This is a genomic window from Frankia sp. CeTa3Moorea (assembly GCF_978021225.1).
This window is the reverse complement of the sequence record NZ_CDXDOR010000279.1, coordinates 1-1989: the sequence shown is the minus strand read 5'-3', so window position 1 is coordinate 1989 and position 1989 is coordinate 1. Positions and strand designations below refer to the sequence as shown.

Here is a 1989-nt window from a genome sequence, read left to right as displayed (position 1 = left end):
CCGCCAGGATCGCGTTGACAACCAGATCCACCGGGATGATGTCCACCACCGCGTCCGGGGAGGCGGGGAAGTCCGGCAGCTCACCGCGGCCATAGGCCAGGATCAGCGGCTCGGCCATCTTGAACCCCTCGATCCACCCCGGGAACGGCCGGCGCAGCGCGCTCTCGACGATCGAGGGACGGACGACCGTCAACGGCAGGTCCCCGTGATGATCCTCCAGATACCGCTCACCCAACGCCTTGGTGAACGTGTACGCATCCGTCCACCCCAGCACCTGCGCCCGCTCACCCCCGGCCGTCACCATCCGCCGCGCCACCCACGCCCGGCGCAGCCGCTCCGCCTCCGCCGATACCGTCTGCGCCCCGGCGGCGGCGAACCGCCGCGACGCCTGCGCCCGAAACCGCGCCGAACACTCCGGCGCCCGCGAGGCGTCCTCGGTCTGCTGGCGCACCCGCGACGCCGCATCCCACTCGGCCCGCCAGTCCACGTCATGGGCCAGCGGGCCCTCGGCGATGTGCCCCGAACGCAACCCCGCCACATACGCCGTCGACACATGCACCAGATGAGGCCTGGCCCCCCCGGCCGCAAGCGCCCGCAGCAGCTCCGCCACCCCGCCGACGTTCGTGGTGAACGCCTCGTCGACCGGGGGGTCGAACGACACCTCCCCGGCGCAGTGGATGACCACGTCGATGTCGGCGGGCAGATCCGGCATCGACGCCAGATCCCCCTCGATCACCTCCACCCGCTCGGCGAGCAGCGCCGCCACCCCCGCCGCACCCAACGCCTCCCGCAACCCGCGGAACGCCGGCTTCCGCATCATGCGCGCCAGCCGCGCGGCCCCGCTGTGACTGCCCCGCGGCCGCACCAGCGCCACCACCGCCGTGCCGGGGAAGTCCGACAGCAACCGTTCCAGCAGCGCCTCCCCGACGAACCCGGTCGCCCCGGTCACCAGGACCCGCCTGCCCGCGAGCCGCTCACGCAGCCCCACCCTGACCTCCGCTGCCGTCACCTGCACCGCCACCTGCTCGTCCGGTGAGCATCCGCTGCACCGCTGCGCCGCCTGGGCCCTGCTCGTCCGGGTGGGCACCCGCCCCTCCGGAGCTCGCCCGGAGGGCAACAGTAGGCGACGATCCGCCCCCGTGACGTCAACCGGCGCACCGCCTGCGTGTGCCCACGCCGAGGTACGCAGGGAAACCTACCGTCACCAGGGCAGCGCCGTGACGGGCAGCCCCACCACCCACCCGCCGAGATGACCCTGCGCGTCACTCCGGCAGCCAGGCGAACACACCCGCTCAAGCGGCAGCCGGACGAACACGCCGGCCCAGCCACCCGCGGTCTCAGCCACCCGCGGTCTCAGCCAGCGCCCGCACCAGCCGCGTGCACGAACCGGTCAGCCCCCACCGTTCGGCGAGCGCCCCCACCGCCGCCGGATCGACCGGCGCCGCCGGCAGCAGATCGGCGAAAGCACCCACCGGCACGTCCCGCACCACCGCCACCACCCCCACCGCGGCACGCACATAGTCCCGGGCGCCCTGCAACCGACGCCGCACCCCGGCCGGCAGACCCGCACCGCCGTCGGCGTCAACCGCGGCGAGCACCGCCGCGAGCGACCCGAACCGGGTCAGCAGCGCCGCGGCGGTCTTCGCCCCGATCCCCGCCACCCCCGGCAACCCGTCACTGGGATCACCGCGCAGCACCGCGAAATCGGCGTAGGCCCGCCCCGGAACGCCGTAGCGTGCCGTCACCGCCGCCTCGTCGACCACCGCGAACTTCTCCACCGCGTACCGCACCCGCACCCCGGCCGCGTCGTCGACGAGCTGGAACAGGTCCCGGTCACCGGTCAGGATGTCCACCTCCCCCCGGTGACGGGTCGCCAGCGTCGCGATCACATCGTCAGCCTCGAACCCGGCGGCCTCCGCCCGGGCGATCCCGAACGCGTCGAGGACCTCGCCGATGATCGGGAGCTGGACGAGCAGGTCGTCGTCCACC

Annotated in this window: 3 protein-coding genes; all 3 read right to left on the bottom strand. The window is 74.1% G+C overall.

The genetic code is table 11. From position 1 onward, the window contains the following. Window positions 1–988, bottom strand: a 988-nt coding sequence (locus tag AC08OV_RS24290) for an SDR family oxidoreductase (RefSeq protein WP_476620403.1), incomplete at its 3' end; no start/stop codon positions are given. Window positions 989–1201: 213 nt separating this feature from the next. Further along, complete coding sequence (locus tag AC08OV_RS24285) at window positions 1202–1345, bottom strand: hypothetical protein (RefSeq protein WP_476620401.1); 144 nt, start codon at window positions 1343–1345, stop codon at window positions 1202–1204. Then, window positions 1338–1989, bottom strand: a 652-nt coding sequence (locus AC08OV_RS24280; RefSeq protein WP_476620400.1) for a 5'-3' exonuclease, incomplete at its 5' end; no start/stop codon positions are given. The genes AC08OV_RS24280 and AC08OV_RS24285, both read right to left, overlap by 8 nt.